Below are 25,171 nucleotides of genomic sequence, written 5' to 3'. Positions count from 1 at the left end.
GTGGATGAGCGCCCTCCGCGTCGCCAGACTGGCATGTACGCATGGATGGTTTGGTCGCGCGGCGGACGGACGAAAAAAAACCCGGTCCAGGGACCGGGTTTGCGTCAGGGCGTGGCGGCGTTTGCGCCGCCCGCCTGAATCAGCGTTGCGCTGCGATGCTGCGCGCCTGCGTGGCGGCGTTGTTCAGCGCCGCGACCGGCGGCACCTTGCCTTCGAAGGCGTCATCCAGCTGCTGGTTCAGCACCGGTTCGATGCGCGTGTAGTTGGCCATGCGGAAACCGCGGCTGTTGGCCGTGGGCGGGGTGCGCATGGACGCGATCAGCGCCTGAGCGCCCGGAATGCGGTCATAGAACGACACGTCCGAAGCGCGGAAAGCGGCTTCCGTCAGCGGCAGGAAGCCGGTGCGCTGGTGCCATTCCGCGGCGACGACGGGCTTGGACAGCCAGGCCAGGAACTGCGCGGTGGCCTTTTCCTCGGCCTGGGGATGGCCTTCCAGCGCCCACAGCGCCGAACCGCTCACGAACGGCTTGCCGCCGTCCTTGGTGACCTGGTCGTAGTAAGGCAGGGGCGCCACGCCGAAGGACAGCGACTTGGTGTTGATGAACTGGCCGAACGCGCCGGTGTTGGCGGTCAGCACGGCGCATTCGCCCTTGGCGAACAGCTTGTCGCTGGCGTTGTCGGCGGAATGCGCCGTGAACAGCAGCGAACGCTTCCAGCTCACCATGAGCGAGATGTGGCGCATGTACAGCGTGTCGAACTGCATGGCCGGCGCCGCCGACTTCTTGGTGACAGCGTCGAGGCCGTTGTTGTTGCTGGTGAACTGCTGGTTGTTGATCGGCGCCAGGTTCTCCAGGTGGACCGTGACCTGGTCGCTGGAGGCGTAAGGGCAGTCGATGTCGGCCACGTCGCGCAGCTTCAGCAATTCGCCTTGCAGGCCGGCCCAGGTGCGCGCGGGTTTGTTGGGATCCAGGCCCGCCTTCTTGTAGGCGGCGGTGTTGTAGAACATCACCGGCACTTCGGCCATCCAGGGGAAGGCCAGCAGGCGGCCCTTGCTGTCGCGCGTGAAGCTGCTGGTGGCCGGCACGAACCAGTTCAGGTCCTTGATCGGGTACTTGGCCAGCAGTTCGTACAGCGGCAGCACGGCCTTGTGCTGGGCGACGACTTCAGGCGAATGGTTGTCGGTCAGCTGCAGCAGGTTCGGGCCCTTCTTGGCCTTGACCGCCGTGACGGCTTCCTGTTCCAGCGCGCTGGGCGAGGCGAAGCCGCGCAGCGTCACGCGGACCTGGTCCTGCTCCTTGTTGTATTGCTTGGCGAGCTTTTCGAACTCGGCCTTGTTTGCGTCGGTCAGCGTGTGCCAGACCTGGATCTCGACCGCGGCGGCATTCGCCGCCCCGGCCATCGCCATGGCGGCGCCGAACAACCATGCGCGCCGGCTGGCGAACATCGCGCGGGCAACGCCCGCCAATTGCAGATTCTTCATAGGTTCACAGACCAAGAAAAGGAAACTCCGGTTCCGGCCGCCTTCCGCTAAGCAGATCGGCCAAGGCCCGGCCCGAGCCAACGCCCATGGTCCAACCGAGCGTACCGTGTCCTGTGTTGACGTACAGGTTGGGGATACGGCTGCGGCCGATGATGGGCACGTTCGAGGGAGTGGACGGGCGCAAGCCCGACCAATAACTGACGCGCTCGAAATCGAGCGCGTCGGGAAAAAGTTCGCGCGCCAGGCGGGTCATGGCTTCGCAGCGTCCGGTGTTCAGGCTGCGGGAATAGCCCGACAGCTCGGCGGTTCCGGCCATGCGCAGGCGGTCGCCCAGACGCGAGAAAACCACCTTGTGGCTGCTGTCCGTCAGGCTGACCGTGGGCGTGGCGTCCGGCTTGATCACCGGGAAGGTCGCGGAATAGCCCTTGGCCGGATAGACATTGCAGGGCACGCCCAGCGGCCGCAGCAGGTAGGGGCTGAAACTGCCCATCGCCACGACGTAGGCATCGGCCGACAAGACGCCGTAACGGCCGTCGGGTTCGATGATCTCGACGCTTTGCACCGTGCCGCCGTTGGTCAGCAGGCGCGTGGCGCGCGTGCTGTAGCGGAATTCGACGCCGGCCCGGGCGCAACGCTCGGCCAGGGCCACGGTGAACAGGTGCACGTCGCCGCTCTCGTCCTCGGGCGTGTAATCGCCGCCGACGATGGTCTGGCGGTGCGGCGCCAGCGCGGGCTCGATGGCGATGACCTCGTCGGTCGAGACCACGCGGCGTTCCACGCCGAAGTCGCGCATCAGGCCCGCCGCGCGCTGCGAGTTTTCGAATTCGTGCGGATCGCGGTAGAAATTGAGGATGCCGCGTTCCAGGTGGTCGTACTGGATGCCCAGTTCAGCGCGCATGCTGCGCAGCGTCGCGCGGCTGTATTCCGCCATGCGGACCATGGCGCGGATATTGGGAGCGAGGCGGCTGGGCAGGCACTCGCGCAGGAACGCCAGCCCCCACATCCATTGCCGCCAGTCCAGCTGCGGACGGAACAGCAGCGGGGCGTCGTCCTGGAACATCCATTTGAGCAGCTTGAGCGGGGCCTGCGGATTGGCCCAGGGTTCGGCGTAGGAGACCGAGATCTGGGCGCCATTGGCCAGACTGGTTTCCTGGGCGGGACCGGTGCAGCGATCTATGACGACGACGTCATGGCCGGCCTGGTTCAGCCACCAGGCGCTGGAGATTCCGATGATGCCGCCACCCAATACCGCTACTTTCATGCCCGCATTGCTCCTTGCGTGCCAGCTCGGTTCGCCGACCCTATGTCCGCGCCCCATGGCAAGCTGCTGCCACGGCAGTTTACCCCGGCGCTTTGCCCGCGCCTATGGAATAAAAAGGGGCGGAAGTCACAAACCTTTCCAGGCCCGCTCGTTCCACCCCGATTCGCTCATGCCCTGTTACTCAAGACTGGGTTGCAGCCCGGGCCAGGTCCGCTTCGGACGTGAAGGCGTCGGCGTAGAACTCCTCGGGCGGCAAGCCATTCTGGGCGCTGAATTCGCGCCTTGCGGCGTCCACCATCAGCGGCGTGCCGCAGGCGTAGACCTGATGGCCCGAGAGGTCGGCGATGTCCTGCATGACGGCTTCGTGGACGAAGCCGGTGCGTCCGGTCCAACCGTCTTCCTGCAAGGCATTGGAGACGACCGGCACATAGCGGAAATCGGGCAGCATGCCGGTCCACGATTGCGCCAGCGCGTCCATGTAGAGGTCGCGCGGACGGCGTCCGCCCCAATACAGCGCCACGGGGCGCTTGATGTTGTTGTGGATCATGTGCTCGACGATGGCCTTGACCGGGGCGAAGCCCGTGCCGCTGGCCAGGAGCACGACGGGCTTGTCGCTGTCTTCACGCAGGAAGAACGAGCCGAACGGCCCTTCCAGGCGCAGGATCTCGCGCTCTTTCATCTGCGTGTCGCCGGCGCCGAACACGTGGTCGGTGAACACGCCGCCGGGCATGTGCCGGATGTGCAGTTCGAGGGGGCTGCCGGTGTGGGGCGCGCCGGCCATCGAATAGCTGCGCCGGCGGCCGTCCTTCAGGATGACTTCGATGTACTGGCCGGCGTAGTAGCGGAACTGCTCGGAGGCGGGCAGTTGCAGCTTGATCACGGTGACGTCCGGGGCCACGCGTTCCAGCGCCTGCACGCGCGAAGGCAGCTTGCGGATCTGGATGTCGCTGGCCAGGCGGACTTCGGTGGATTCGACCACCATGTCGGATTCAGGCCGGGCCTGGCAGAACAGCGTGTAGCCGCCAGCCAGTTCCTCGGGTGAAAGAATCTGTGCGGGATACTGTCCCGCGTCGAACTCCCCGGACACCACGCGGCCCTTGCAGGTGGAGCAGGCGCCGTTGCGACAGCTGTACGGCAGGACGATGCCGGCGGCCAGCGCGGCATCGAGCACGGTCTGGCCGGGTTCGACCGGGAATTGGTGCTGGCTGGGTTGGATGATGACCTGGAAGCTCATGATGAAACGGTTCAGGGTTTTAGCGGAGCGCCTCGCTCGCGAAGCGCTCCGCCCGGCCCGGCCTCAGGCCGGGAACTTGCGGATTTCCTTGACGCGGTTGGCGTCGTCGACCAGCACCACCAGCGGCTTGTGCGTGGCCGAATCGGCCTCGGACATCGGGCCGTAGGTGCAGATGATCATCAGATCGCCGACCTGGGCGCGGCGCGCGGCGGCGCCGTTCAGGGAGATGGCGCCGCTGCCGCGGGCCGCCTTGATGATGTAGGTGTCGAAACGTTCGCCGTTGGTGACGTTGTAGAGCTCGATACGTTCGAACTCGCGCATGCCGGCAGCGTCCAGCAAGTCTTCGTCGATGCCGCAAGACCCCTCGTAGTGGAGGTCGGCTTCGGTGACCGTGACGCGGTGCAGCTTTGCCCGCAGCATGATGCGTTGCATGATAAATATCCTGGTTTCGCGGCCCGGAACCGCGAAGTGTTGCAAGAGTGATGCCCGGCACCCGGTTTTGCCGTATTAACCCGGTATTCTATAATTTTTGCCGCAGCGGGACGGCCCGCTGCCGCGCGCGGCCACAAGGCTGGTGCGTTTGATTCTGGGGACGGCCCCTCGCGCCGGCGGCACGCCGGCAGCACAAGGTAGGAGTCGTAATGACCTGGATCATCCTGGTACTCGCAGGCCTGTTTGAAATCGTCTGGGCCGTAGGCCTGAAATACACCCACGGATTCACCCGTTTCTGGCCCTCGGCCATCACCGCGGGAGGCATGGCCATCAGCGTCTGGCTGCTGGCGGTAGCCATGAAATCCCTGCCCCTGGGCACGGCCTATGCGGTATGGGTGGGCATCGGCACGATCGGCGCCTTCGTGGCCGGCATCGTGCTGTTCGGCGAATCCACCAGCTGGATGCGCATCGCCAGCGTGGCCCTCATCGTGCTGGGCCTGGTGGGCCTGAAGCTGTCCTCGGCCTAAGGCCCCGGCGGCGGGGCCCGCGGATTCAGAAATCCAATTCGATCCCGACCGCGTCGCCGACTTTCAGGCGCGCGCCTGCGGGCGCGTCCAGGATCGCGTTCTGGCCGAACACCACGCCGATTTCCAGATTGCGGTAGCCGGCCAGAGTACGGCCAGGCTCTTCATACTGTTGGGCGGTGTTCTGGTCGATATCGGGAATCGAGCAACGGGTGCAAGGCTTGACGAAAGCCATCTTCACGCCCGCGGCCTCGATCATGGCGGTGTGGTCTTCCTCGAAGGCCTCCCATTCGCCCTGGACCACGATGTTGGGCCGGAAGCGGTCCATCGGCACCGGCGCCACGCCCTTGGCCTGCAGGCGGGCGTTCAGGTCGTCCAGCGAGGCCTGGTTGGCCACCAGCAGCGGGAAGCCGTCGGCAAAGCCGAAACAGTGCTGGCCCGCGAACGGTTCGGCCAGGTCGGGATGAGCATCCAGCCAGCGCGACACCCAGTCCGGCTTGGCGTTGCGTTGCGCGGCCGCGTCCACCTTGTACAGGCGGCACGGCGTCTTGAGAAAATCGGAAAACCACTGCCCCGCCGCCGCGCTTTCGCGCCGGCCGGAAGTGGTATCGCTCCACACGGCCACGGACTGCGCCTCTTGTTCCAGTCCCGAGCCGTCCAGGGCTACGTCCAGATCAGGCATGCCCGGCGCGGACAAACGCAGCGTATCGGCCGTGAGTGCCGTGCGGATCAGCGCCATCGCGGGCCATTGCCGTTGCGTCATGAACTGGCCGTCGGCGCCGATCAGCATCCAGCGGCGGTCATGGGCCAGGCCCGCGCGGTCGATGGGCGATTCGTTCAAGGCGATGCCTGCGCAGGACTTGACCGGGTAGATGTGCAGGCTGAGGATGCGGGCGGACATGGCGTGCGGAGTCTCGATGAGGCGAAGTGCGCAGAGAATAGCAGACGCCCGGAAGAAAAAATACCCAGGCAGCGCCTGGGCATTTTCACAGGGGCCTCAGCCTCCCACCAGCTTCAAGGTATCCAGCGGGGTGACCGCCTTGAATCCCTTGCGCGTCGCGATGTGCTCGGGACGCGGCGTGAGCCCATACTTGGGCGGATTCAAGGTGTTCTCCATGCTGTTGTAGACCATGAAGACGTTGGCGCGCGGCCACGGCGAGATGTTGCTGTTGGAGCCGTGCATCGTGTTGCAGTCGAAGAACACCACCGAACCGGCCTTGGCCGTCATGGAGCGGATGCCGCCCTGCTCCACCAGCAGTTGCAGGCTGACGGGGTCCGGCACGCCGTACTCCTGTTTCTTCAGCGACTGCTTGTAGTGTTCGTTGGGCGTTTCGCCCACGCACGATATGAACTGACGATGCGATCCGGGCACCAGCATCAGGGGGCCGTTGCATTCGTTGTTGTCGGTCAGCAGCACCGAGCAGCTCAGCGCACGCATCGCCGGCATGCCGTCTTCGACGTGCCAGGTTTCGAAGTCGGAGTGCCAGTAGAACTCCTTGCCCTTGAAACCGGGCTTCATGTTGGCGCGCGACTGGTGGATGTACACCTCTGACCCCAGGATCTGCCGCGCCACGTTGACCAGGCGCGGATCGCGCACCAGGCGCGACAGGATGGGGTTGAGCACGTGCACCATGAAGATCGAGCGCACCGCATTGCTGCCTGGCTCGGTGATGGACTCTTCGCGGCGCACGATCGAGGGGTCGCGCGTCATGCGCTCGACCTCGGTGGACAGCGCGCGGATTTCATCGTCGGAAAACAGGTTCTCCAGCAGGATGAAGCCGTCGCGCTCGTATTGCTCGACCTGGCCGGCGTTCAACGCGCTGGCGTACTGGCCGTTTTCATAGACCACCGGATCCTGGCGGGCGATGATGGCGGAACTTCGATCCGTACGGGAGGCGTACGGATCCTGTGCAGGTGAGATCATGCGAACCTCCTTGTATTTCAGGCCGCTTGGGCTTCGGCTTCAGGCAAGGCGTAGACGCCTTCTTTATCGTGCACTTCCTGGCCGGTCAGCGGCGGGTTGAAGACGCAGATGACGCGCAGCGGCTCCTTGCCGCCGCACAGCCAGTGCTCATCGTGTTCGTTCAGGGCGTAGACCACGCCGGGTCCCAGTTCGTACTTCTTGCCGTCGGCGATGGTCTCGATGGAACCGTCGCCTTCGATGCACCACACCGCTTCAAGATGGTTCTTGTAGTGGATGTGGGTGCGGCCGCCCGGAAAGATGGTGGTCTCGTGAAAGGAGAAGCCCATGCCGTCCTTCTTCAGCAGCACGCGGCGGCTGACCCAGGTATCCGTGCGGACTTCGTCGGCGGTGCCGATCACATCTTTGACATTGCGTACGATCATTGACGTTTTCCTCCAAATTTCAGGATGCGGGCGGACTGCCCTTCTTCGGCGAGCGCTTCCGCGACGCTGGCTTCGATCACGTCCAGGCCCTTGCCCAGCAGTTCTTCCTCGATGGTCAGGGCGGGCAATAGCTTCAGCACCTCATCGTGCGCGCCGGACGTCTCGATCACCACGCCCTTCTTGAAGGCGCTTTGCGCGATGCGGTTGGCCAGCGCCGGCGTGGCGTTGCAGACCAGCCCCTGGATCAGGCCGCGGCCGCGCACCGACAGGCCAGCATTGGGATAGCTATGCACCAGGTTCTCCAGCCAGTCGCGCACCTGGCGCTCCTTGCGCTGGATCTCGGCGGTGAAGGCCGTGTTGGCCCAATAGGTTTCCAAGGCCTGGGCCGCCGTGACGAAAGCCAGGTTGTTGCCGCGGAAGGTACCGCTGTGGGCGCCGGGTTTCCAGATGTCCAGCTCGGGCTTCATCAGCACCAGCGACATCGGCAGGCCGAAGCCGGACAGCGATTTCGACAGGGTGATGATGTCGGGGCGGATGCCGGCGGCCTCGAAGCTGAAGAAGGTGCCGGTGCGGCCGCAGCCGACCTGGATGTCGTCCACGATCAGCAACATGTCGTGGCGCTTGCACAGCTTTTCCAGTTCCTTCAGCCAGCGCAGCGTTGCCACGTTGACGCCGCCTTCGCCCTGCACCGTTTCCACGATTACGGCCGCCGGCTTGTCCATGCCGCTGCTGGGGTCCTCCAGCATGCGCTCCAGATAGGCCATGGTGTCCACGTCCGGACCGAAGTATCCGTCATAGGGCATGAAGGTGGTGTTGCCCAGCGCATAGCCGGACGCGTCGCGGAACTTCATGTTGGCCGTCACGGCCAGCGAACCGCCGCTCACGCCATGAAACCCGTGAGTGAACGAGATGACGTTGGGACGCCCCTTGACCTGGCGCGCGATCTTCAGCGCGGCTTCCACCGCGTTGGTGCCGGTGGGACCGGTGAACTGCAAGGTGTACTGCCAGTTGCGCGGCTTGAGCAGCACGCGGTCCACCGTCTCCAGGAAACGCTTCTTCGCGCTGGTGGCCATGTCCAGGCCGTGCACCACGCCGTCCGACTGGACGTACTCCAGCAGCTTTTCCTTGAGAACAGGATTGTTGTGGCCATAGTTCAGCGTGCCGGCGCCGCTGAAGAAATCGATGTATTCGGTGCCGTCTTCATCGATCAGGGTCGAGCCCCTGGCCTGGCTGAATATCACGGGGAACGACCGGATGTAGCCCCGTACCTCCGACTCCATCCGGTCAAAGATCTTCAAGTCCATGATTAATCCTCCCTTTTCATCTCATAAGTGGACGGACGGCCAGAACCCCTCCGGGTGCGCTTGCGCATCCGGATCTGCCAACCATCCCGGTATTCGATAAGACCGCTGGGCTTGCGCCGCCCCTAGGGGGCCGGCAAGGCGAACGGACCTATCCTCAACAACATCTCGTCGTCGTGGTCCGCGCCGCCGAACAGTTGCCGGTCGAAGAACGGCTGCTCGGAGACGTGGGCGCCAAGTTCGCCGGCCAGGCCGGCAAAGCTGCGGCGCGAAGCCTGGTTGTCAGGCCCCACCGTGGTTTCGAGATAGCGGACATGCTCGAGACCCTTGCGGCGCAAGAGCTCGCGAAGCATGGCGCGGCCCAGTCGATGGCCGCGTGCGCGGGTGTGCACCGCGACCTGCCAGACAAACAAGGTGTCGGGCCGGTCCGGGATCACATATGCGGAGATAAAACCGTCGATGCGTCCGCCGGCGCTTTCGGCCAGGACGCAGGTGTCGCGAAAATGCTCAGCGAGGAGCAGGTACGCGTAGAGGGAATTCAGGTCGAGCGGCGGGCACTCGGAAATGAGGCGGTGGATGGCGGCGCCGTCTTTGCGGTCGGGCAGACGCATGGTATGGGTCTGCGCGCTGACCGCCGGCGCCACGGCACTTGAGAGGGTTGGGGTATCCAGTTCGGTTTTCTTCATGCAACGATTCCCGATTCAGGGGGTGCCCCGCCCGTGGGCACTTCAAGGATGGGCGACGACACGTCGCCATGCGTGTCGGCGGCGGCCTGGCCGTCCTGTTCCATGAGCGCCACGATGCGCTCCAGGGACAGCGTGATGGTGGCCTGTTCCAGTTCGGGCAAGGCATTGAGCGCGTCGGCCAGATGCTTTTGCAGCGGCGACGGCGCGCCTTGCGCCAACTCGCGGCCCGCGTCGGTGCCCGTAACGAATACGATGCGGCGGTCTTCGCGGCCGCGTTCGCGGCGGATCAAGCCCTTGTCTTCCAGGCGATCCAGGATCCCGACCACGGTGCTGGGACTGACGTGCATTTCGCGGCTGATCGCGGTGGCCGTCATCGGGCCGTTGGCGATCACGGTGCGCAGGCACATCAGCTGCGGCGCCGTAATGTGGCTGACCGCGGATAGCTGGCGCGAATGCAAGGCGATGGAACGCGTGATGCGGCGCAGCGCCCGCAAGATGCGCAAATCGTATTGCTGTGAGGGATCGGATTTCGCGGCGTCAGTCATGGGAAAAAGCGTGTTCGGTCAAATTCATTTCTACACAAATGATATGCGCACGATTCATTCCCGTCAAACAAAAATCCCGTTGCATGATGTAAGTAAATAAGCGCCTATTTGCTGGAATTGGCAGCGAATTTCAAGGACTTACCTGAGAATAGCCTTGCCTTCGCTGATAAGCGTTCTAGGTGGAAATCCTTATAAAAACATATGTTTTTTTATCGAACACGGATTTATCATCTGTTTTTTACGCACTCCAGCCGCCGTACATGTCCTTGCCGTCCGACCTCCTTCTGACCCTCCAGGAAAAACTGGAACAACTGCCGCCGGAACTGCAGCGGGCGGCGCACTGGGTCGTGGCACACCCCGCCGAGGTCGGCCTGTGGTCCATGCGGCGCCAGGCCCAGACCCTGGGCGTGGCGCCGGCAACCATGCTGCGGCTGGCGCGGGCCGTCGGCTTTTCCAGCTACGAGGATTTCCGCCAACCCTTCCAGCAGGCCCTGGCCGGACAAGCCACGCCAGGACTGCGTGACCGCGCCGCCGCGCTGCAGGCGGCGGCGGGCGAACCCGCGGCGGCCGGGCACGACGTGCTCACCGACTATCAGGTCCAGGCCATGAGCTCAGTCTGCGCGCTGAACCCGCCCTCCGCCTTCGACGCTGCGGTGCAGACCCTGCTGGAAGCCAGGCAGGTCGGCTTCCTGGGTACCCGCTCGGCTTTCGGCATCGCATTCCAGATGCGCTATGCGTACCAGCTGGTGCGGCGCAACAGCGTGCTCATCGACGGTCTGGGCGGCGCCCCCGCCGAACAGGCCGACAACCTGGGAACCGGCGATGCGCTCATCGTGATCTCGCAGGCGCCCTATCCCACCGCCACCGTGCAGCTGGCCCGCCAGGCCGTGCAGCGCGGCGTGGCGCTGATCGCGCTGACCGATGACCCCTTGTCGCCGCTGGCGGTCGACGCCCGCCACACATTGCGCTTCGCGCCCCCGGATCGCGAAGGCGTGCGGGCGCGCCCGGCGCGCCAGGGCCCCGGGTCGTTCTTCCACACCACCGCCGGCCTGCTCGGCCTGGCCGAGCACCTGATCGCCCGCCTGACCGCGCGCGGCGGCGAGGAAGTGCTGAACCGCCTGACCGAAGTGGAGCAGCGCCTGCTCAACGACAACGTTTACTGGAGCAGCGCGCCGCCGCGCCGCCCCGCCTGACATCCCGTCCGGATTCGCCTTCAACCTCCTGCATTGCGGAATCGCCCCATGAGCCACACCCATGTCATGCATCGTTCATTGCGCCAGACGCCTCCCGTCGCAGTCCGCGGCCAGGGCGTGTGGGTCTATGACAGCTCCGGCCGCTCCTACCTCGACGGTTCGGGCGGCGCGGCGGTCTCCTGCCTGGGACACAACCACCCCGACATCCAGGCCGCCATGCACGCGCAGATCGACGCGCTGGCCTATGCCCACACCAGCTTTTTCACGACCGAGGTCGCGGAACAACTGGCCGAGCGCCTGGTAGCCGATGCGCCGCCGGGCATTTCCCACGCCTACTTCGTCTCGGGCGGCTCGGAAGCCGTCGAAGCCGCGCTGAAAATGGCGCGGCAGTATTTCGTGGAAATCGGCCAGCCGGAACGCCGCCACATCGTCGCGCGGCGCCAGAGCTATCACGGCAACACGCTGGGCGCGCTGGCGGTGGGCGGCAATGCCTGGCGCCGCGCGCAGTTCGCGCCGCTGTTGATCGAGGTCGAGCACGTGTCGCCCTGCTACGCCTACCGCGACCAGCGCGAGGACGAAAGCCCCGAGCAATACGGCGAGCGCCTGGCGCAGGAACTGGAACAGACCTTTGAGCGCCTGGGTCCGGGCACGGTGATGGCTTTCGTGGCCGAGCCCGTGGTCGGCGCCACCGCCGGCGCCGTCACGGCGGTGCCGGGCTATTTCAGCCGTATCCGCGAAGTCTGCGACCGTCACGGCGTGCTGCTGATCGCCGACGAGGTCATGTGCGGCATGGGCCGCACCGGCACGCTGTACGCGGTGGAACAGGAAGGCGTCACGCCTGACCTGATCACCATCGCCAAGGGCCTGGGCGGCGGCTATCAGCCGATCGGCGCGGTGATGGTGCAGCAGCGCATCGTGGAGGCCATGCAGCAAGGCAGCGGCTTCTTCCAGCATGGCCATACCTACCTGGGCCATGCGATCGCCTGCGCCGCGTCGCTCGCCGTGCAGGAAGTGATCCGGCGCGACGGCCTGCTGGCGCGCGTGCAAGCGCAGGGCGCGGGCTTGCGCCAGCGGCTGGACAGCGCGCTGGGCGCGCATCCGCACGTCGGCGACATCCGCGGCCGCGGCCTCTTCATGGGCATCGAGCTGGTGCAGGACCGCGCCAGCAAGCAGACCTTCGACCCCGCGCTGTCGCTGCACGCCCGCATCAAGCGCGAGGCCATGGCGCGCGGCCTGATGGTCTACCCGATGGGCGGCACCATCGACGGCCGCCACGGCGACCACGTGTTGCTCGCCCCGCCCTTCATCATCTCCGACGATGAGCTGGACCAGTTGACCGAACGTCTGAGCGGCGCCATCGACGCCGCTATCGCGCAGGCGCGCGCCTAGCCGCCTGCTGCAAGCGCGGCGCAAGGGATTGCGCCGCGCCGCCCGCCTGGCGCGGGCTCGTGATGATACGCACAGGGTGCTCCGCGGCTCGCGGGGCGCACCAACCGCCGGCCAAGACCGGCAATATCACGGGGAAAAACCCCAAAAGGAGTTTGCATGACCACGTCCGTCAAACACCCCTTGGGCCATCGCAACGCCTGGACGCTCGCAGCCGCGGGCCTCGCCACGGCCTTGCTGTCCACGGCGCCGGCGCCCGCCGCCGCTCAACAGAAGTTCGTCAGCATCGGCACGGGCGGCGTCACCGGCGTCTACTATGCCGCCGGCGGCGCCATCTGCCGCCTGGTCAATAAAGACCGCTCCAGCCACGGCATCCGCTGCTCGGTCGAATCGACCGGCGGCTCGGTCTTCAACGCCAACACCATCAAGGCCGGCGAACTGGACCTGGGCGTGGTGCAATCCGACGTGGGCTTCAACGCCTACAAGGGCGAAGGCCAGTTCAAGCAGGCCGGGCCGTACACCAAGCTGCGCTCGGTGTTCTCCATCCACCCCGAGCCCTTCACCGTCGTGACGCGCAAGGAAGCGAACGTCAAGAGCTTCGAAGACCTCAAGGGCAAGCGCTTCAACGTCGGCAACCCTGGCTCGGGCACGCGCGCCTCGATGGAGGAGTTGCTGAGCACCATGGGCTGGACCCTGAAGGACTTCTCGCTGGCGTCCGAACTGCGTCCCGACGAGCACGGCTCGGCGCTGTGCGACGGCAAGATCGACGGCTTCTTCTATGGCGTGGGCCACCCCTCGGCCAACATCCAGGACCCCACCACCAGCTGCGGCGCCAAGCTCGTGTCGCTGACCGGCCCGGCCGTGGACAAGCTGGTCGAGAAGTACCCGTACTACGCCCACGCCTCGATTCCGGCCGGGCTGTATCCGAACAACCCGACGGAAACCAAGACCTACGGCGTGACGGCCACCTTCGTCACCTCGGCCGACGTGCCCGAAGCCACCGTCTACACCGTGGTCAAGGCGGTGTTCGACAACTTCGACGATTTCAAGAAGCTGCATCCCGCGTTCGCCAACCTGAAGGCGGCGGACATGGTGAAGAACGGGCTGTCGGCACCGCTGCATCCGGGCGCCGAGAAGTACTTCAAGGAAAAGGGCCTGCTCTGAGGCCCGGGCCCAAGGGCCGCTGAAACGGCACGCCAGCGGAGCCGGGTCCAGCCCGGCCACGCAGGCTGCCGTCCCTGACGCACAGCAAGCGCGGGGACTCAACGCGCGCCGCGCCGCCGGCGCGCGCCATGACACGTAGGGGAATTTCATGAATAAAGAGCCGCATACGCCGGCCCCGGACCTGGAACAGCTGGTCGCCGACGCCGACCGCGGAGGCCGCAATGTGCGCGGCCTGGCGGGCGCCACGTTGGCGGCGGGCGCGCTGATCTGGTCCCTCTTCCAGCTCTGGTACGCGTCGCCGTTGCCGTTCTCCCTGAATTGGGGCATCTTCAACGACACCGAGGCGCGCGCCCTGCACCTGGGCATTGCCATGTTCCTGGGCTATCTGGCCTACCCGGCCAGCAAGCGCTCGGCGCGCGACCGCATGCCCTGGTACGACTGGGCGCTGGCGCTGATGGCGGGCTTCTGCGGCAGCTATCTGTACCTGTTCTACAACGAGCTGGCGGGCCGCCCCGGCCAACCCACGACCATGGACGTGGCCACGGCCGCGATCGGCCTGGCCCTGCTGCTGGAGGTGACGCGCCGCGCGCTCGGCCTGCCCATGACGGTGCTGGGCCTGGTGTTCGTGGCCTATGCCTTGGCCGGGCCCTGGCTGCCCGACGTGCTGGCGCACCGCGGCGCGTCACTGGAGCGCCTGATGTCGCACATGTGGCTGACGACGGAAGGCGTCTATGGCGTGGCGCTGGGCGTATCGGTGTCGTACATCTTCATCTTCGTGCTGCTGGGCTCGATGCTGGACAAGTGCGGCGCCGGCAACTACATGATGCAGGTGTCGTTCGCGCTGCTGGGGCACCTGCGCGGCGGACCGGCCAAGGTGGCGGTGGTGTCCTCCGCCGTCAACGGCCTGGTGTCGGCGTCGTCGGTGGCCAATGTGGTGACCGGCGGCATCTTCACGATTCCGCTCATGAAGAAGGCCGGATACGGCGGCGTGCGCGCCGGGGCCATCGAGACCGCCTCGTCCGTCAACGGCCAGATCATGCCGCCCGTGATGGGCGCGGCCGCCTTCCTGATGATCGAGTACGTAGGCATCCCCTATACCGACATCATCCGCCACGCGATCCTGCCGGCCGCGATCTCCTACATCGCGCTGTTCTACATCGTCCACCTGGAAGCCCTGAAACTGGGCATCCAGCCCATGATGGCCTCGGGTCCGGCCCGCACGCCGCTGCAGAAGCTGGCCGGATGGGGCATGGGCATCAGCGGCACCTTGCTGGTGATGGGCGCGGTCTACTGGATAGGCACGGGCGTGCAGGCCGTAGCGGGCGCCGCGGCCATCTGGGTGCTGCTGGCCATCCTGGCCGTGCTCTATCTGTGGCTGCTGCGCGTGGCGGCGCGCCACCCCGATCTGCCGCAGGACATCGACATCAACCACCCCGTGCGCCCGCAGCCCTGGCCCACGGTGCGCGCCGGACTCTACTTCCTGATTCCCATCGGCATCCTGGTCTGGTGCCTGAGCGTGGAAGAGCTGTCGGCCGGACTGTCGGCGTTCTGGGCGGCGATGGCGATGCTGTTCCAGATGGTGACGCAGCGTCCGCTGATCGCCTGGTTCCGCAAGCAGCCGGTGTCCGCGGCCTGGCGCCATGGCTGGCGCGACGCCATCGGCGGCCTTGAGGACGGCGCCCGCAACATGATAGGCATCGCCATCGCCTGCGGCACCGCCGGACTGATCGTCGGCGCCATCACACTGACCGGCCTGGGCCTGCGCATGACGGCCTTCGTCGAGCTGGTGTCGATGGGCAACGTGCTGCTGATGCTGATCTTCACGGCGGTGGTGTGCCTGATTCTGGGCCTGGGCATGCCGACCACGGCCAACTACATCCTGATGGCGACGCTGATGGCGCCCGTGGTGGTGGAGCTGGGCGCGCAGAGCGGCCTGGTGATTCCGCTGATCGCGGTGCACATGTTCGTCTTCTATTACGGCATCATGGCCGACATCACGCCGCCCGTCGGCCTGGCGACCTTCGCGGCCGCCGCCATCTCGGGCGAGGACCCGATCAAGACCGGTATCCAGGGCGTGACCTACGCGGCGCGCACGGCCATCCTGCCGTTCATGTTCGTGTTCAACCCCATGCTGCTGCTGATCGACGTCACCTACGGTTGGGAACTGGCGCTGGTCGTGACGGGCGCGACGATCGCCTCGCTGACCTTCGCCGCCGCCACCATGCGCTGGTTCCGCGTGCGCTGCACGCTGGCCGAGGTCGGGGTACTGCTGCTGATCACGTTCATGCTGTTCCGTCCGGACTGGTTCATGGACCATTTCGCGCCGCGCCATGAAAGCCGTCCGGCGTCCGAGATGCAAGCCATCGCGGGCGCGCTGCCCGACAACGGACGGCTGACGGTGGTGCTGCGCGGCATCAACCTGGAAGGCGATGAACTGACCAAGACCGTGGCCGTTGCCCTGCCCGAATTGACCGGCGACGCTGCCGGGCAGGACGCGGGCCGCAAGCGCCTGGCCGAAGCCGGACTAACGCTGATGAGCCTGGGCGACCAGACGCAGATCGGCGGCGTGCGCTTCGGCAGCCGCGCCCAGCGCGCCGGCTGGGAACAAGGCTGGGACGTGCTGGAAGTCAAAGCGCCCAACCCGCAGCGCTGGTCCGACTTCTGGGTCTATGTGCCCGCATTGCTGCTGCTGGCGGGAATGTGGGCACGCCAGGGCCGGCGCGACGGCGGCGCCCCCGTCGGCCGGCTGCGCGCCAAGCCGGTCTGATCAGTCTGTCCGCGCGCGCCGCCAGGCCGGCCAGGCGCCGATGGTGAGCGCGCGCAGGAACCACTCGACCGGGCCGTAGGCGTGGCGCCGCAGCCACCAGGCGGACAGCGGCAACTGCGCCGCGAATATCGCCACGGCAATGCAGAACGTCGCCAGCGGCGACACCGAGCCGAACAGGCGCAGGCCCCAGGCGGTGAAGAGAAAAGCGCAGACCACGGATTGCATCAGGTAATTGCTCAATGCCATCCGCCCGGCGGGCGCCAGCCAGCCCGCCAGCCGCGCCCCCGGCTGCGTGCGCATGGCCAGCAGCAAGGCCGCCGCGTACGACATGCTGAGCAGCGGCGCGGTCAGCAGGTCCACCGCCAGGCCCGGCAATTCCCAGGCTGCCCCCGCCGACGGCAGCGTGCTGAAGGCATAGGCCGCGGAACCGGCCAGGCCTGGCGCCAGTCCCAGCGCGCACAGCAGCCACAGCGCCCGCGGCTGACGCCAGGGATCGGCCAGCGCGTGGCGGCGGCCCAGCGCATAGCCCGCCAGGAACATGGCGAACGCGAACGGCCCCTGCACGAACAGCACCGTGAACCACACGCCCCCGGTCAGCTCATTCCAATGCTGCGCAATGGTCGTGCCGATGGTGCCCCGATATGCATCGATCGCCGCCAGGGCGTCCGCTTGATACTGCGCCTCGTACCCGGGCGCCACCGGGTCCAGGTAGCTCAACGCGCCCAGAATGGCCCACAACGATGCCGTCAGCACGATGAGCCACAGCGAAATGCGCAGCGCCCGCCGCGGCTCCATCCGCCGGCACAGCAGCAACGCCAGGCCCAGCAGCGCGTAGGTCAGGAGTATGTCGCCCTGATAGAACAGCACCGCGTGCGCCAGCCCCAGCAAAGCCAGGCCCGCCAAGCGGCGCAGGAAGCGCGGCGCGAAAGCCGCCTGGCCGCGTTCGGCGGCGCTCATCTGCAAGGTGAAGCTGTAGCCGAACAGGAAAGAGAACAGCAGATAGAACTTGGTCTCGAACAGCCAGGCGATCAGCCAGCGCACGGTCATATCCAAGGGCTGCGAGTACGCCGGGTCGGCCACGCCGGCGCCATAGAACGGCGAAGAGAACACGCCGATATTGACCACCAGGATGCCGAAGAGCGCGAAACCGCGCAGCGCATCGACCTGCGCCAGACGCGCGTGGGTTGCCGGCGCGTTCATGCCCGCCTCCCTGCGGCTGAGCCTTGTTGCGCGCCATCAGGCAGGCACCGCGACAGGGCCTGCTCCAGGAGACGGCTGCCCGCCGCCGCGCCAAAGGCGGGGTCCACCACCGACCGGCTATAGACGCCGTCCAGCAGCAGCAATAGCGTATCGGCCATCTCGGCTACGGGTTGCGGCGGCATGCGTTGCGCCCAAACCGTTTCCAGCAAGGCCACCAGGCCGGCCTTGCGCGCCGCCTCGTTCTCCATCACCAGGGCGTGCACGCGCGGATTGCGCACGGCCTCGGCCAGGATCTCCATGCCCAGCCTGACGTAGGCCGGATCTTGATGCTGCGCCAACTGCGCCGCGACCCAGTCCGCCAGCGCCCGCCTCGCGTCGGGCGCGGCGCACGCTTGCCGCATGCGGTCGCGCGCGGACTCGGTATCCGACGCGATCATCGCTTCGATGATTTCGGCCTTGCTGCCGTAGTAGTGGAACAGGTTGCCGGGACTCATGCCGGCGCGGGCGCAGATCTGCGCCGTCGAGGTCGAGTGGAAGCCGTGCTCGGCAAAGCAATCCGCCGCGGCGGCCAGTATCTGGTTGCGCCGTTCCTGCTGTTTGATGGGGTCGATCTTGCGCATCTTATTAATAGACTGAATGATCTATCTATTAAATGCCGGAATCGTGCAGCCAGTCAACAGACGAAAAAAATGGCGGGCCGCAGCCCGCCATTCTCTTGCCTGCCCGACGCCTAGCCCAGCACCGGCGACAGCACCGGCTGCTTGGGCCGCACATCCAGCGCCCGGCCCTTGCGGGCGCGCTTGCCGATGTAAGGCGCCAGCGCGTCGCCCACCAGGATGTCCTCGGTGTGCTTGTTGCGGTAGATGCCGGCGGCACGCAGGCCGCCCGCGCCGATGGGCACGGTCTGGTCCAGCTTGTCGCTGCCGTCCAGCCCCATCAGGATGGTGCCGCGGCCGCCGCCGGACAGCGTCTTGACCTCGTCCAGGCCGAACACCAGGAACTTGCCCTTGTGCGACAGCAGCGCCAATTGCTTGGCGCCGTCGAACAGCGGCACCGGACGCAGCAGTTCGTCGCCCTCTTCCAGGGTGATGAACTGCTTGCCGGCGCGCTGGCGGCTGACCATGTCGGACAGCTTGGCGGCAAAGCCGTAGCCGCCGCGCGTGGCCAGCAGCCAGCGGCTGTCGGGCGCGGCAGCGATGGTGTGGACGATGCGCGTGCCGCTGCCCAGGTCGATCATGGTGGTGACCGGCTGGCCGTCGCCGCGCGCCGAAGGCAGCCCGGCGACCGGCACCGAATAGACGCGGCCGTTGTCGCCCACGGCGATCAGCGTGTCGGTGGTCCGGCACTCGAAGGCGCCGTACAGATCGTCGCCCTGCTTGAAGCCGAATTGCGACGCATCATGGCCGTGGCCCTGGCGGGCGCGCAGCCAGCCCTTTTGCGACACGATCACGGTGACGGGTTCGTCCAGCACCTTGGTTTCGAGCACGGCGCGTTCGGCGGTCTCGATCAGCGTACGGCGGTCGTCGCCGTATTGCTTGGCGTCGGCTTCGATTTCCTTGATCAGCAGGCGCTTGAGCGAGGCAGGGTTGTCCAGCAGTTCCTGCAGGCGCACCTGCTCGTCGCGCTTGTCGGCCAGTTCCTGTTCGATCTTGAAGCCTTCCAGGCGCGCCAGCTGGCGCAGGCGCATTTCCAGGATGTCCTCGGCCTGGCGTTCGGACAGCTTGAAGCGTTCCATCAGCGCGGCGCGCGGCTCATCGGATTCGCGGATGGTCTGGATGACTTCGTCCACGTTCAGGTAGACGACCATGCGGCCTTCCAGCACGTGGATGCGGTCGATGACCTTGTCCAGGCGGAAGCGCGTGCGGCGCACCACGGTATTGGTGCGGAACGCCAGCCATTCGACCAGGATGTCGCGCAGCCCCTTCTGGCGCGGCCGGCCGTCGGTGCCGATGCACACCAAGTTGATGGACGAGCTGCTTTCCATGCTGGTCTGCGCCAGCAGCGTGTTGACGAATTCGTCGCGGTCCACGCGCGAGGTCTTGGGTTCGAAGACCAGGCGCACGGCGGCATCCTTGCCCGACTCGTCGCGCACGGCGTCCAGCAGGTTCAGCATCACGGCCTTGGCCTGCGTTTGCTCGGGCGTCAGGCTCTTCTTGCCGGTCTTGACCTTGGGGTTGGTGATTTCCTCGATCTCTTCCAGCACCTTCTGGCCCGAGGTGCCCGGCGGCAGCTCGGTGACCACCAGTTGCCATTGGCCGCGCGCCATTTCCTCGAACTGCCAGCGCGCACGCACCTTGAGCGAACCGCGGCCGCCCGCGTAGATCTGGGCGATGTCCTCGGCCGGCGTGATGATCTGCCCGCCGCCCGCGAAGTCCGGCCCCGGGATCAGGGCGTGCAGCTCGGCGTCCGGCATCTGCGGATGCTTCAGCAGCGCCACGCAAGCCTGCGCCACTTCGCGCAGGTTGTGCGGCGGGATCTCGGTCGCCATGCCGACCGCGATACCCGAGGCGCCGTTGAGCAGCATCACGGGCAGGCGCGCCGGCAGCATCTGCGGCTCTTGCTGGCTGCCGTCATAGTTGGGCACGAAGTCCACGGTGCCTTCGTCCAGCTCGTCCAGCAGCAGCTTGGCGATGGGGGTAAGGCGGGCTTCCGTGTAGCGCATGGCGGCGGCGTTGTCGCCGTCGCGCGAACCGAAGTTGCCCTGGCCGTCGATCAACGGATAGCGCAGCGAGAAATCCTGCGCCATGCGCACCATGGCGTCATAGGCGGCCTGGTCGCCATGCGGGTGATACTTGCCCAGCACGTCGCCCACGACGCGCGCGGATTTGACGGGCTTGGCGCCAGCCGCCAGCCCCATCGCCTGCATGGCGAACAGGATGCGCCGCTGCACGGGTTTCTGCCCGTCGCCCACGTCCGGCAGGGCGCGGCCCCGCACCACGGACACCGCGTAGTCCAGATAGGCTTGCTCGGCGTAGCGCGCCAGGGTGATGGCGGCATCGCCATCGCCGCCGCCATCGCCGCCGGGCGGGTTGGAATCGAACAAGCCGGGTTGATTGCTGTCGGTCATGATGTATTCAGGTAGACAATTTCATCGAAACGGCGTCAAAGCGCCTGCGCGGACGACATCAGCTGCGTATCGGCGACATGCGCGCGCAACTGGGTCCGCACCGCATCCAACGTGGCGGCATCCTGCCCGCGTTTGGGGATGATCACGCCTTGCAAGGTGCCGAGAATGACATAGAGATGTTGCGGAGTTTCCTCGACCCGCCGCACATCGGACCAGTCCATGCGTCCGGAGGCGGTGGCAGTGGTATCCGTGATGCCGTCGGGGCCGAAATCCAGCTGATGGCGGCCCAGGAACAACTCGTCGGGCTGTCGCTTCAGCATGCGGCGCGTGTTCATCCTGACCAGCGAGGGCAGGACGTACTCGTAGGCCAGCGCCAGGAGCGCAAGTATGCCCAGGCCCACCGCCAAGCCCTGGAAATACACGGGCAGGATCCGCCCCCAGTTCGGCGTATTGCCGTCCCAGGTCTGCCAGATCAGGTAGGCCAGCAGGGCCACGATCATCAGGACCGCGAAACGCAGATGGGAGCGGTAGCGGCGGCGGCGCAGCTCCGGCCGCTTGTACACGTAAGCGGCGAAGTCGGCGTAGTCGTCGGCCGTCATCTGGACGTCCATGCGGGCCGAGCCGGGCGCGGACCCGGCCATCAGATGTCCAGCTCCGCCAGGTTGCCCTTCTCTTCGATCCAGGCGCGGCGCTGCGAGGACTCGCCCTTGCCCATCAGCATGTCGAACATGCGGGTGGTGTCCTCGGGAGTCTGGTCGCCGTAGCCCACGGGCAGCAGGCGGCGCGTGTCCGGATTCATGGTGGTTTCCCACAGCTGCTCGGGGTTCATTTCGCCCAGGCCCTTGAAGCGGCTGACGGCCCAGGCGCCTTCACGCACGCCTTCCTTGCGCAGCTTGTCCTGCGCGGCTTCGAGTTCGCCTTCGTCCAGGCAGTAGATCTTGCGCGCCGGACGCTTGCCCTGCGCCGGCACGTCCAGGCGGAACAGCGGCGGCTTGGCCACGAACACGTTGCCGGCCTCGACCAGCTTGGGGAAGTGCTTGTAGAACAGCGTCAGCAGCAGCACCTGGATGTGCGAGCCGTCGACGTCCGCATCGGACAGGATGCAGATGCGGCCGTAGCGCAGGCCCGACAGGTCCGGCGTGTCGCCGGGGCCGTGCGGGTCCACGCCGATGGCGACGGAAATGTCATGGATTTCGTTGTTGGCAAAGAGCCGGTCGCGGTCCACTTCCCAGGAATTGAGCACCTTGCCGCGCAGCGGCAAGATCGCCTGGAATTCCTTGTCGCGGCCCATCTTGGCCGAACCGCCGGCGGAGTCGCCCTCGACCAGGAAGACTTCGGTGCGGGTCGCGTCGCTGGACTCGCAATCGGTCAGCTTGCCCGGCAGCACGGCCACGCCCGAGCTCTTGCGCTTTTCGACCTTCTGCGCCGAGCGCTGGCGCGCCTGGGCCTGGCGGATGGCGAGTTCGGCCAGCTTCTTGCCGTACTCGACGTTGCTGTGCAGCCACAGGTCCAGCGCGCTCTTGGAAAAGCCGCCAACCAGGCGCACCGCGTCGCGGCTGTTCAGGCGTTCCTTGATCTGCCCCTGGAACTGCGGGTCCAGCACCTTGGCCGACAGCACGAAGCTGGCGCGGGCGAACACGTCTTCCGGCAGCAGCTTGACGCCCTTGGGCAGCAGGCTGTGCAGTTCGGCGAAACCCTTGACCGCGCCGAACAGGCCTTCGCGCAAGCCCGATTCATGGGTGCCGCCGGCCGGCGTCGGAATCAGGTTCACGTACGACTCGCGCACTGCGTTGCCGTCCTCGGTCCAGGCCACTACCCACTGGGCGCCCTCGCCTTCGGCGAAGTTCTCATGGTCGGCCCCGGCGTACTGTTCGCCCTCGAAGAACGGCACCATCAGCTCCGCCCCGGCCAGCGCCTCGGACAGATAGCCGCGCAGGCCGTCCTGGTACTGCCAGGTCTTGGTGTCGCCGGTCTTCTCGTTGACCAGGGATACCTTGACGCCCGGCAGCAGCACGGCCTTGCTGCGCAAGAGGTGCGTCAGCTCGCCCAGCGGAATGTTGGGGCTGTCGAAATACTTGGCATCCGGCCACACGCGCACGCGGGTGCCGGACTTCTTGCGGCCGCCCTGGTCGTAGGGCGCCAGGGGCTCGGCCACGTCGCCGCGCTTGAAAACCAGGCGGTTGACGGCGCCGTCGCGCCACACCACCACTTCCAGGCGCGTGGCCAGGGCATTGGTGACGGACACGCCCACGCCGTGCAGGCCGCCGGAAAAGGCGTAGGCGCCGCCGCCCGCCTTGTCGAACTTGCCGCCCGCGTGCAGGCGCGTGAACACCAGCTCCACCACGGGAGCGTTCTCTTCAGGGTGCAGGCCGACGGGAATGCCGCGCCCGTCGTCCTCGACGGAAACGCTGCCGTCGACGTGCAGCGTGACCTGGATCTGCTTGCCGTAGCCGGCCAAGGCCTCGTCTGCGGCGTTATCAATGACCTCCTGCACGACGTGCAGGGGGTTTTCGGTTCGGGTGTACATGCCCGGGCGCTGCCGCACGGGCTCCAGTCCCTTCAGGACGCGAATGGACGCCTCGGTGTAACGTGGAGTGGCCAAGTTATCCCCAACATCTGTGGAAAAAAACCGACATTTTACGGATAAGTCTAGATTCTGCGCGGCTCCCAGTGGGATGAGCACGACCTGAGCAGCTCCGAATTCGGTAGGATGATGACAGTCACAGCCAGCGCATCGGGTCGATACGGCCCGGATCGCGATAACTGCGCCGCAACATCCTACACAAATCCAGCAACTCCTGTTGTTATTAACAGTGGTATGCCTGTTGATATTGACAGTGGTATGCTTGAGTCCATCCACAAACAAGAACAACGGCGGGGCGCGTCCCTTTTTACGCGCCTTTTGCTGCCGAACCGAGAATCACCATCATGAGCGACCAAATCAAGAACGTCAGTGACGCCAGCTTCGATGCCGATGTGTTGAAATCCGGCCAGCCGGTGCTGGTGGACTACTGGGCTGCCTGGTGCGGCCCTTGCAAGATGATTGCCCCGATCCTGGAAGAAGTCGCCACGGAGTACGCTGGCCGCCTGACGATCGCCAAGCTGAACGTCGACGAAAACCAGGGCACCGCCACCAAGTACGGCATCCGCGGCATTCCCACCCTTATGCTCTTTAAAGACGGCCAAGCCGCCGCCACCAAAGTTGGCGCGCTGTCGAAGTCGCAACTGACCGCATTCCTGGACGGCGCGCTGTAAGCCGCGTGCCGTGAACGAAGGCGCCGCCCTCGGGGCGGCGCTCATTCAATACCGCGTGTGCCCGTCCGTGGCGCGCCGCCAGAACTCTCCTTCACTTTCCCCCAAAAATCCACCGCGATGCACCTCAACGAACTGAAGGCGCTGCACGTCTCGCAGCTGCTGGAAATGGCCGCCGGCCTGGAAATCGAGAACGCCAACCGCCTGCGCAAGCAGGAACTGATGTTCGCCATCATGAAACGGCGCGCCAAGCAAGGCGAGCAGATCTTCGGCGACGGCGTCCTGGAAGTCCTGCCCGACGGCTTCGGCTTCCTGCGCTCGCCCGAGACCTCGTATCTGGCCAGCACGGACGACATCTACATCTCGCCCTCGCAGATCCGCCGCTTCAACCTGCACACCGGCGACTCGATCGAAGGCGAAGTGCGTACGCCCAAGGACGGCGAGCGCTATTTCGCCCTGGTGAAGGTGGACAAGGTCAACGGCGTGGCGCCGGAAGCGATCAAGCATCGCATCATGTTCGAAAACCTGACGCCGCTGCACCCGAACCGCAACATCCGCCTGGAACGCGACATCAAGAGCGAGGAAAACCTCACCGGCCGCATTCTCGACGTCTTCGCCCCCATCGGCATGGGCCAGCGCGGCCTGATCGTCGCCAGCCCCAAGTCCGGCAAGACGGTGATGATGCAGCACATCGCGCACGCCATCACCACCAACTATCCCGACGCGGTCATGATCGTCCTGCTGGTGGACGAACGCCCCGAGGAAGTGACCGAAATGCAGCGTACGGTGCGCGGCGAAGTGGTGGCCTCGACCTTCGACGAGCCCGCCACCCGCCACGTGCAGGTCGCGGAAATGGTCATCGAAAAGGCCAAGCGCCTGGTCGAAATGAAGAAGGACGTCGTGATCCTGCTGGACTCGATCACCCGTCTGGCCCGCGCCTACAACACCGTGGTGCCGGCCTCCGGCAAGGTGCTGACCGGCGGCGTGGACGCCAACGCCCTGCAACGCCCCAAGCGCTTCTTCGGCGCGGCCCGCAACCTGGAAGAAGGCGGTTCGCTGACCATCCTGGGTACGGCGCTGATCGAAACCGGCAGCCGCATGGATGAAGTCATCTATGAAGAATTCAAGGGCACCGGCAACTCCGAAGTCCACCTCGAACGCCGCCTGGCCGAAAAGCGCGTCTACCCGTCGATCAACCTGAACAAGTCCGGCACCCGCCGCGAAGAGCTGCTGATCGCTCCGGACCTGCTGCAGAAGGTCTGGGTGCTGCGCAAGTTCATCCACGACATGGACGAAGTCCAGTCCATGGAATTCATCCTGGACAAGATGCGCG

22 protein-coding genes are annotated in these 25,171 nt (G+C 66.0%); 7 read left to right on the top strand and 15 right to left on the bottom strand.

From position 1 onward, the window contains the following. Positions 1-139 precede the first annotated feature (139 nt). The 4 genes from N5C88_RS21345 to panD all read right to left on the bottom strand — a co-directional run bounded on the left by N5C88_RS21345 (position 140) and on the right by panD (position 4,407). The gene (locus tag N5C88_RS21345) at positions 140-1,480 is read right to left on the bottom strand and encodes an extracellular solute-binding protein (protein WP_059378931.1); all 1,341 of its coding nucleotides are present in this window, start codon (positions 1,478-1,480) and stop codon (positions 140-142) included. Positions 1,481-1,484: 4 nt separating this feature from the next. Next, positions 1,485-2,741 (bottom strand): D-amino acid dehydrogenase, encoded by a 1,257-nt coding sequence (locus N5C88_RS21340; RefSeq protein ID WP_059378930.1) that lies wholly within the window; start codon positions 2,739-2,741, stop codon positions 1,485-1,487. Positions 2,742-2,922: 181 nt separating this feature from the next. Continuing rightward, on the bottom strand, positions 2,923-3,975 hold the full coding sequence (locus N5C88_RS21335) for a CDP-6-deoxy-delta-3,4-glucoseen reductase (protein ID WP_059378928.1): 1,053 nt from the start codon (positions 3,973-3,975) through the stop codon (positions 2,923-2,925). A gap of 63 nt (positions 3,976-4,038) precedes the next feature. Next, positions 4,039-4,407, bottom strand: a complete 369-nt coding sequence (panD, locus tag N5C88_RS21330) for an aspartate 1-decarboxylase (RefSeq protein WP_013392804.1) — start codon at positions 4,405-4,407, stop codon at positions 4,039-4,041. A 209-nt stretch (positions 4,408-4,616) separates the two neighbouring features. Here panD and sugE point away from each other — a divergent pair, with 209 nt between their 5' ends. Beyond that, a complete protein-coding gene (gene sugE, locus N5C88_RS21325) occupies positions 4,617-4,934 on the top strand; it encodes a quaternary ammonium compound efflux SMR transporter SugE (protein ID WP_013392803.1) in 318 nt (105 codons plus the stop codon). A gap of 25 nt (positions 4,935-4,959) precedes the next feature. Here sugE and N5C88_RS21320 read toward each other — a convergent pair whose 3' ends face one another. From N5C88_RS21320 to N5C88_RS21295, 6 genes are all read right to left on the bottom strand, one after another. After that, positions 4,960-5,832: an MOSC N-terminal beta barrel domain-containing protein gene (locus N5C88_RS21320; protein ID WP_280016181.1), complete on the bottom strand. Its 873-nt coding sequence runs from the start codon at positions 5,830-5,832 to the stop codon at positions 4,960-4,962. A 96-nt stretch (positions 5,833-5,928) separates the two neighbouring features. Next, positions 5,929-6,855, bottom strand: a complete 927-nt coding sequence (thpD, locus tag N5C88_RS21315) for an ectoine hydroxylase (RefSeq protein ID WP_059378925.1) — start codon at positions 6,853-6,855, stop codon at positions 5,929-5,931. 17 nt (positions 6,856-6,872) lie between these two features. Next, positions 6,873-7,277 carry an ectoine synthase gene (locus tag N5C88_RS21310; RefSeq protein WP_006387829.1) on the bottom strand — a complete coding sequence of 135 codons (405 nt, stop codon included), beginning with the start codon at positions 7,275-7,277 and terminating at the stop codon, positions 6,873-6,875. Then, positions 7,274-8,581: a diaminobutyrate--2-oxoglutarate transaminase gene (ectB, locus tag N5C88_RS21305; protein WP_118933598.1), complete on the bottom strand. Its 1,308-nt coding sequence runs from the start codon at positions 8,579-8,581 to the stop codon at positions 7,274-7,276. Before ectB ends, N5C88_RS21310 begins: the two co-directional genes overlap by 4 nt. A gap of 122 nt (positions 8,582-8,703) precedes the next feature. Continuing rightward, a complete protein-coding gene (gene ectA / locus N5C88_RS21300; RefSeq protein WP_059378922.1) occupies positions 8,704-9,264 on the bottom strand; it encodes a diaminobutyrate acetyltransferase in 561 nt (186 codons plus the stop codon). Continuing rightward, the gene (locus tag N5C88_RS21295) at positions 9,261-9,809 is read right to left on the bottom strand and encodes a MarR family transcriptional regulator (protein WP_280016180.1); all 549 of its coding nucleotides are present in this window, start codon (positions 9,807-9,809) and stop codon (positions 9,261-9,263) included. Before N5C88_RS21295 ends, ectA begins: the two co-directional genes overlap by 4 nt. A 260-nt stretch (positions 9,810-10,069) precedes the next feature. Here N5C88_RS21295 and N5C88_RS21290 point away from each other — a divergent pair, with 260 nt between their 5' ends. The 4 genes from N5C88_RS21290 to N5C88_RS21275 all read left to right on the top strand — a co-directional run bounded on the left by N5C88_RS21290 (position 10,070) and on the right by N5C88_RS21275 (position 16,319). Then, entirely contained in the window at positions 10,070-11,002 is a 933-nt protein-coding gene (locus N5C88_RS21290) for a MurR/RpiR family transcriptional regulator (protein WP_059378917.1), read from the top strand. A gap of 48 nt (positions 11,003-11,050) precedes the next feature. Beyond that, the gene (locus tag N5C88_RS21285; protein WP_280016179.1) at positions 11,051-12,391 is read left to right on the top strand and encodes an aspartate aminotransferase family protein; all 1,341 of its coding nucleotides are present in this window, start codon (positions 11,051-11,053) and stop codon (positions 12,389-12,391) included. 156 nt (positions 12,392-12,547) lie between these two features. Next, positions 12,548-13,552 (top strand): TAXI family TRAP transporter solute-binding subunit, encoded by a 1,005-nt coding sequence (locus N5C88_RS21280; RefSeq protein ID WP_059378914.1) that lies wholly within the window; start codon positions 12,548-12,550, stop codon positions 13,550-13,552. A gap of 148 nt (positions 13,553-13,700) precedes the next feature. Further along, positions 13,701-16,319 carry a TRAP transporter fused permease subunit gene (locus N5C88_RS21275; protein WP_059378913.1) on the top strand — a complete coding sequence of 873 codons (2,619 nt, stop codon included), beginning with the start codon at positions 13,701-13,703 and terminating at the stop codon, positions 16,317-16,319. Here the strand turns inward: N5C88_RS21275 and N5C88_RS21270 are convergent, their stop codons facing one another. The 5 genes from N5C88_RS21270 to N5C88_RS21250 all read right to left on the bottom strand — a co-directional run bounded on the left by N5C88_RS21270 (position 16,320) and on the right by N5C88_RS21250 (position 23,188). After that, positions 16,320-17,519 carry a DUF418 domain-containing protein gene (locus N5C88_RS21270; protein WP_280016178.1) on the bottom strand — a complete coding sequence of 400 codons (1,200 nt, stop codon included), beginning with the start codon at positions 17,517-17,519 and terminating at the stop codon, positions 16,320-16,322. Next, positions 17,516-18,139, bottom strand: a complete 624-nt coding sequence (locus N5C88_RS21265; protein WP_280016177.1) for a TetR/AcrR family transcriptional regulator — start codon at positions 18,137-18,139, stop codon at positions 17,516-17,518. Before N5C88_RS21265 ends, N5C88_RS21270 begins: the two co-directional genes overlap by 4 nt. A 110-nt stretch (positions 18,140-18,249) precedes the next feature. After that, a complete protein-coding gene (gene parC / locus N5C88_RS21260; RefSeq protein ID WP_280016176.1) occupies positions 18,250-20,586 on the bottom strand; it encodes a DNA topoisomerase IV subunit A in 2,337 nt (778 codons plus the stop codon). A 35-nt stretch (positions 20,587-20,621) separates the two neighbouring features. Further along, complete coding sequence (locus N5C88_RS21255) at positions 20,622-21,227, bottom strand: YcxB family protein (RefSeq protein WP_054458717.1); 606 nt, start codon at positions 21,225-21,227, stop codon at positions 20,622-20,624. Then, on the bottom strand, positions 21,227-23,188 hold the full coding sequence (locus tag N5C88_RS21250) for a DNA topoisomerase IV subunit B (protein ID WP_280016175.1): 1,962 nt from the start codon (positions 23,186-23,188) through the stop codon (positions 21,227-21,229). The genes N5C88_RS21255 and N5C88_RS21250 overlap by 1 nt, the downstream gene beginning before the upstream one ends. Before the next feature lie 326 nt (positions 23,189-23,514). Between N5C88_RS21250 and trxA the strand changes: the two genes are divergently transcribed. Together trxA and rho are read left to right on the top strand one after the other, a co-directional pair. Further along, positions 23,515-23,841 carry a thioredoxin TrxA gene (gene trxA, locus N5C88_RS21245; RefSeq protein ID WP_006218534.1) on the top strand — a complete coding sequence of 109 codons (327 nt, stop codon included), beginning with the start codon at positions 23,515-23,517 and terminating at the stop codon, positions 23,839-23,841. Positions 23,842-23,958: 117 nt separating this feature from the next. Further along, positions 23,959-25,171: transcription termination factor Rho (rho, locus tag N5C88_RS21240; protein ID WP_280016174.1), on the top strand; the 1,213-nt coding region annotated here is incomplete at its 3' end.

This window comes from Achromobacter sp. GD03932, assembly GCF_029839485.1.
Classification (GTDB): Bacteria; Pseudomonadota; Gammaproteobacteria; order Burkholderiales; family Burkholderiaceae_B; genus Achromobacter; species Achromobacter bronchisepticus_A.
The sequence above is the reverse complement of the archived record's forward strand: the minus strand, read 5'-3'. Positions and strand labels throughout refer to the sequence as shown.